This is a genomic window from Gallibacterium genomosp. 3, assembly GCF_001678475.1.
Classification (GTDB): domain Bacteria; phylum Pseudomonadota; class Gammaproteobacteria; order Enterobacterales; family Pasteurellaceae; genus Gallibacterium; species Gallibacterium faecale.
Genome location: NZ_JTJR01000026.1, coordinates 196,004 through 202,314, shown reverse-complemented (window position 1 = coordinate 202,314; position 6,311 = coordinate 196,004). Strand labels below are relative to the sequence as shown.

Below are 6,311 nucleotides of genomic sequence, written 5' to 3'. Positions count from 1 at the left end.
GCAAAACTAAAAGACTCACCAAAAAAGCGGTGGGTCTTTTTTTATGCGCTAATTAATGCGTTGTTCTTTGATAAACAACATTGCAAAGAAGCGTATCAGAGCGAAGTGCTAAGACGACAATATCCGAGTGATTTTAAGGAGTAATTATGCCTATCTTATTTGTATAAAATAATTGGTAGGTGATTTAGTAGGTAATTTAAGAATAAATTATTATATTTATATTAAAATCAATGGTTTATTATTAGATAATGGAGGCGTGTACCGGAATCGAACCGATCTACATGGATTTGCAATCCAGTGCATAACCGCTTTGCTAACACGCCATATAAGGCATAATCAAGGATTTTAATAATGGAAAACTAATTTAACGAAGTTACTATTAAAAATCCGCTGAATATATTAATTGAATGGTGCCCGAAGCCAGACTTGAACTGGCACGCCTCGAAAGGCGAGGGATTTTAAATCCCTTGTGTCTACCGATTCCACCACCCGGGCAGTTTGGAGCGGGAAACGAGGCTCGAACTCGCGACCCCGACCTTGGCAAGGTCGTGCTCTACCAACTGAGCTATTCCCGCAAAATATTTTTTAGTTTTAAAATGGTGCCCGAAGCCAGACTTGAACTGGCACGCCTCGAAAGGCGAGGGATTTTAAATCCCTTGTGTCTACCGATTCCACCACCCGGGCAGTTTGGAGCGGGAAACGAGGCTCGAACTCGCGACCCCGACCTTGGCAAGGTCGTGCTCTACCAACTGAGCTATTCCCGCTAAGATTAATGTTGCTGTCAGCATCGTTAATCAACGAGGCGCATTTTACGGAATTGATTTTTTTTGTCAAACGATAATTCTTACTTTTTTGTTTGATTGATGAAAAAAAAAGCTTATTACCCATAGATAGTCGCGTTTTGTTGTTTTTTTATGCGTAAAGTGCTGAAAATTTATGAACTAGAGTGAATTGCTTTTCTGGAAGTGAAGTTTGTGCCAGAATGATGACCTTTGTTGTATAAAGTTAAGGATAGGAATTTTTATGACACAACAATCAATAGAAACTCTTTTAGTTCAACTGGGTAATCGCTCTGATCCAAGTACAGGTTCAGTAGCAACGCCAATTCATTTATCTACTGCTTTTGGTCATACAGATATTAAAGGAATTGCTACCGATAATTTTGACTATATTCGTACTAAAAATCCAACCAGAAACGTACTCGAAAATGGTATAGCTCAATTAGAAGGTGGGGATCGTGGTTTTGCTTGTTCATCTGGGATGGCAGCCATTCAACTAATTATGAGTTTATTTACGAGTCCAGATGAGTGGATTATCTCAAGTGATGTTTATGGTGGAACATACCGTTTATTAGACTTCTGTTATAAAAATAATCATGGGGTAAAACCTGTTTATGTGAATACGGCATCAATAGCTGCAATAGAACAAGCAATTACACCAAATACAAAAGCGATTTTTATTGAAACGCCTTCTAACCCATTGATGGAAGAGTGTGATGTTGATGCAATAGCAAAAGTGGCTAAAGCACATAATTTGTTATTAATTGTAGATAATACTTTCTTAACACCCGTATTGTTCCGTCCAATTGAGCATGGTGCTGATATTGTCATTCACAGTGCGACTAAATATATTGCAGGTCATAATGATGTATTGGCGGGATTGATTGTTGCTAAAGGGCAGGAGTTATGTGATCGCCTTTACTATATGCAAAATGGCGCAGGTCCAGTGTTAGCACCATTTGATTGCTACTTAACAATTCGTGGCTTAAAGACATTATCTTTACGTATGGAACGTCATCAACAAAATGCTCAACAAATTGCAGCATTCTTAGCGGAACAACCTGAAGTAACAGATGTGTTATATCCAAATAAAGGGGGGATGCTATCTTTCCGTTTAGCGAAAGAAGAGTGGGTAGTACCGTTCTTGAAAGCATTAAAATTGATTACTTTTGCAGAAAGTTTAGGTGGAACAGAAAGTTTTATTACCTATCCAGCTACGCAAACTCATATGGATATTCCTGAGGCAGAACGTATTGCCCGTGGTGTATGTAATCGTTTATTGCGTTTTTCTGTCGGTTTGGAAAATATCGAAGATATTAAAGCAGATGTATTACAAGCGCTTGAAGTGGCAAAAAGATAGTCTTTAGTGTGTTGTAACAGCGTGTCGGAGTAATTACCGACACGCTGTTATATTATGGATAACCATATTTTTAGAATAGGTTAAGTTTATGGTAAACTTAGCCACTTTTTAAAAAGTAGTTCAATATCGATGAAAAAATTACTCTCTTTATTCTTGCTATTATTGATTGGCTTAGGCGGCGCTGGTGCTTATGTTTACCACCATCTTTCTCAATTATTGACTTTACCAATTTCTCATACCGAACAACAATTATTGACCATTGAAAAAGGGACAAGCAGTAAACAATTTGCTGAAAAATTGGTGCAGCAAGGATTATTGCAAGAGTCGGTTTGGGGTTTACCCTATTTATTCAAATTACATCCTGAATATACCTTAAAAGCTGGAACATTTTCTTTAACAAAGATCGAAAATTTACAGCAATTACTGATATTAATTCATAGTGGCAAAGAGGCTCAATTTGCCCTTACTTTGCCTGAAGGAAGCACTTTTGCACAGTGGCGTAAGGCACTAGCAGAAGCTCCACATTTACAGCATACCTTGGCTGACAAAAGTGAAGCTGAAATTTATCAATTATTAAAACTACCCAATGGGGATAAGACCGCAGGCAAAATGGAAGGGTGGTTATATCCAGACACTTACTATTACACGGTAAATTCGACTGATTTGGCGTTATTACAACGTGCTGCCGATAAGATGCAAAAGACCTTACAGCAGGTGTGGCAACAACGTGATCAAACTTTGCCATTAAAATCAGCATATGAATTATTAATCTTAGCTTCAATTATTGAAAAAGAGAGTGCTGTAGCAAGCGAACGACCACAGATTGCTTCCGTATTTGTTAATCGTTTGAAGAAAGGAATCAAATTACAAACTGATCCCACTGTGATTTATGGAATGGGTGAAAAATATCAGGGCAATATTACGAAAAAAGATCTTAATACGGAAACCGCATATAACACTTATATTATTGATGGTTTGCCACCAACACCGATAGCTATGCCGGATAAAAGTTCTCTTGATGCAGCAGCAAATCCAGCAAAAACAGATTATTTCTATTTTGTCGCAGATGGTAATGGCGGACATAAATTTAGTCGTACTTTGAATGAACATAATCGTGCCGTACAGGATTATTTGCGCTGGTATCGTAATTGGAAAAATCAACAAGGAAATAAATAATGAAAGGCAAGTTTATTGTACTTGAAGGGCTTGAGGGTGCAGGAAAAACTACAGCAAAAAATGTTGTCGTGGAAAAATTACAACAATTAGGTATTAACGAATTTGTCTTTACACGTGAACCTGGCGGTACACCATTAGCGGAAAAATTACGTCAGCTAATCAAACAAGGGGAAGGCGATGAAATAATTACTGATAAAGCTGAGTTATTAATGTTATATGCAGCCCGTGTACAATTAGTTGAAAATGTGATTAAACCAGCGTTAGCGCAAGGAAAATGGGTGATTGGTGATCGTCATGATCTTTCGTCACAAGCTTATCAAGGTGGCGGAAGACAAATTGATTCGCAACTATTAAAAACACTCAAACAGACAGTTTTAGGGGACTTTCGTCCGGATTTGACCTTATATTTGGATATTGATCCTGAAATTGGTTTATCTCGAGCGAGAAATCGTGGTGAACTTGATCGCATTGAACAACAACAAATTGATTTTTTTGAACGTACACGCCAACGCTATTTGCAATTAGTCGCTAACGATCCCAATAGTGTGACAATTAATGCGAATCTTGCAATCGAAGAGGTAACGGCACAACTTAATCAGGCTATTGATACATGGTTCCAACGACACAATTAAACGGGCTAGTTTGGCTTGAGCCTGTCTATCAACAAATTACCCAAGCTTTTTTAAATGGGCATGGGCACCATGCGTTATTGATTCGCAGTGCGAATGATAATGGTGCGGAGCAGTTTTGTCAGGCAGTTGCTCAATGGCTGTTTTGCGAACATAAACAGCAAGGAAGAGCTTGTGGTGAGTGTCGTCAATGCCAATTATTTGAGCACCAATCTCATCCTGATTTTTATTTTTTAGCGGCAGAAAAAGGAAAAAAGATCAGTATTGAAAGTATCCGTGAAATCACAGATAAACTTTCTCGGCATAGTCAGCAGCAGAGTGCGAAAGTGGTGTATATCCAAGGAGTAGAACAATTAACAGAAGCCGCAGCAAATGCACTGTTAAAAACATTAGAAGAACCAACAGCAGATTGTTATTTTTTATTGCAAACAGATATTGAACATCAATTACTTGCCACAATTTATAGCCGATGCCAACTTTGGCCATTACCATTGCCAACTCAAGATCAAGGTGTAGCCTGGCTGTTAGCACAAGGGTTTAAACCAAGTGATGATTTACAAATTGCGTTAGCAATGAATTATGGACGGCCATTTGCCGCAAAAAATACCTTAGAGCAGGGTGAAATTGCTAAACGTTTAGAGTTTTTACGTCAATTTTGGAAGTTTTATCGTAATAGAAATTTATTAATGCTATTGCCTTATTTTCAAATGGATAATCCGATTCCTCAGTTAAATTGGCTAGAAGCGTTTTTAATGGATGCTTTAAAAGGCGCATTGGCAATTCATACAGGTTGGCAATGTAATGATTTACGCCAAGGTGTTGAAGCATTCGCCCAACAATTATCGGCATTAAAAATTTATCAAGGATTATCAATAATTCGACGAATGCGAGTTGATTTGTTATCGATTAATGGTGTTAATCAAGAGTTAATTATTGCTAATGGATTAATAGAAATGATTGAAAACGTATTTGAAGGTTAGAGAGATGTTTATTGTTGATTCACACTGTCATTTAGATGCATTGGATTATGAAAAATTACATAAAAATGTTGATGATGTTTTAGAAAAAGCGAAACAGCGAGATGTGAAACATTGCCTTGCGATTGGTGTAGGAATTTCTCGTTTTCATCAATTACAGCAGATGTTAGGGCAACGCAGTGACATTTCATTTTCGTGTGGGCTACATCCATTAGATATTGACGATGAAGTATTTGATGCGGAAAAATTAAAAGAGATTATTGCGTTACCAGATGTAGTTGCCGTAGGAGAAATCGGTTTAGATTATTATTACAGTGCAGAAAATAAACTTGAACAGCAAGCTTGTTTTGCAGCACAAATTGATATTGCTAACCAATTTAATAAACCCGTGATTATTCATACACGATCCGCAGGTGAAGATACACTTCGTCTATTAAAAGAACATCATGCAGAACGTTGTGGTGGCGTAATTCACTGTTTTACTGAAAACCAATGGTTTGCGGATCAAGCTTTAGATCTCGGATTTTATATTTCGGTGTCAGGGATTATTACATTTAAAAATGCAGAAGATATTCGAGAAGTGATTCGCCGTGTACCTCTTGATCGGCTCTTAGTGGAAACGGATTCGCCTTATTTAGCACCTGTTCCTTATCGTGGAAAACAGAATCAGCCAGCTTATGTAAGAGAAGTTTGTGAATATGTAGCCACTTTGAAAGGCGTTTCCACAGAAGCATTGGCAGAGATCACAACAAACAACTTTAGTCAGTTATTTGGCGTTAATTTGTCACAATAATATGCTAGGATAAATAACAGTTATTGATATAAAAGGGGAAATAACTATGGCACAGCACTCTAAAGTACGCCGTTTTTTTATGTGGTTTTTCATTACTGTTGCATTAGTTGTACATCTTATTTTAGCCGCAGGAGTGAATTACACTTTTCCAAGCTATGCGATTAAACAAATCACTGGTGTTGAAGTAAAACGGGTAGATAAAGATGGCCCAATTACCAAGTCAAATCCTGCTGATGGCCCAATCAGAGATGTTTATTACATTTATACTCAAGAACCACAAACAGAGAAAGTGATGGTTTATCGCAATGAAGATACGCGTTGGGGATTTCCATTTTATTTCAAATTTGATTCCGCAAATATTCAAGCCAAAGCACAAGCGCTAGCCAGTAAAAAAGCGTTAGTACAAGTAAAGTATTATGGTTGGCGGATTACGATGTTTGATGAATTTAGTAATGTGGTTTCATTGAAAGAAGTCACCGCAGAAGATACTGCATCACACCCAATCGTCAGTTATATTTTGTATATTGTCTTACTTTTGACATTATTCTTATCAATTCAATTTATTCGTGGTTGGTTTGATAGTGAGTAAATAGGGCA

At 37.5% G+C, this 6,311-nt stretch carries 6 protein-coding genes and 5 tRNA genes; 6 read left to right on the top strand and 5 right to left on the bottom strand.

All coding sequences use genetic code 11. The annotated features are described in order from the left end of the window. Positions 1-249 precede the first annotated feature (249 nt). From QV06_RS07355 to QV06_RS07335, 5 genes are all read right to left on the bottom strand, one after another. Positions 250-323 (bottom strand) — tRNA-Cys (locus QV06_RS07355). A gap of 85 nt (positions 324-408) precedes the next feature. Then, positions 409-495: transfer RNA gene (locus QV06_RS07350), tRNA-Leu, on the bottom strand. A 4-nt stretch (positions 496-499) separates the two neighbouring features. After that, positions 500-575 (bottom strand) — tRNA-Gly (locus QV06_RS07345). 22 nt (positions 576-597) lie between these two features. Further along, a tRNA-Leu gene (locus tag QV06_RS07340) sits at positions 598-684 on the bottom strand. 4 nt (positions 685-688) lie between these two features. Continuing rightward, positions 689-764: transfer RNA gene (locus QV06_RS07335), tRNA-Gly, on the bottom strand. A 259-nt stretch (positions 765-1,023) separates the two neighbouring features. Here QV06_RS07335 and QV06_RS07330 point away from each other — a divergent pair. From QV06_RS07330 to QV06_RS07305, 6 genes are all read left to right on the top strand, one after another. Next, positions 1,024-2,139 (top strand): methionine biosynthesis PLP-dependent protein, encoded by a 1,116-nt coding sequence (locus QV06_RS07330; RefSeq protein ID WP_065237574.1) that lies wholly within the window; start codon positions 1,024-1,026, stop codon positions 2,137-2,139. Positions 2,140-2,268: 129 nt separating this feature from the next. Further along, positions 2,269-3,315, top strand: a complete 1,047-nt coding sequence (mltG, locus tag QV06_RS07325; protein WP_065237573.1) for an endolytic transglycosylase MltG — start codon at positions 2,269-2,271, stop codon at positions 3,313-3,315. Next, positions 3,312-3,947 carry a dTMP kinase gene (gene tmk, locus QV06_RS07320; RefSeq protein ID WP_209435885.1) on the top strand — a complete coding sequence of 212 codons (636 nt, stop codon included), beginning with the start codon at positions 3,312-3,314 and terminating at the stop codon, positions 3,945-3,947. Before mltG ends, tmk begins: the two co-directional genes overlap by 4 nt. Beyond that, positions 3,926-4,924, top strand: a complete 999-nt coding sequence (gene holB, locus QV06_RS07315) for a DNA polymerase III subunit delta' (protein ID WP_065237571.1) — start codon at positions 3,926-3,928, stop codon at positions 4,922-4,924. Before tmk ends, holB begins: the two co-directional genes overlap by 22 nt. Positions 4,925-4,928: 4 nt before the next feature. Continuing rightward, positions 4,929-5,714, top strand: coding sequence for a YchF/TatD family DNA exonuclease (locus tag QV06_RS07310; RefSeq protein ID WP_065233813.1), 786 nt, complete (start codon positions 4,929-4,931; stop codon positions 5,712-5,714). Positions 5,715-5,760: 46 nt separating this feature from the next. After that, positions 5,761-6,303, top strand: a complete 543-nt coding sequence (locus QV06_RS07305; RefSeq protein ID WP_065237570.1) for a DUF1523 family protein — start codon at positions 5,761-5,763, stop codon at positions 6,301-6,303. Positions 6,304-6,311: the final 8 nt, after the last annotated feature.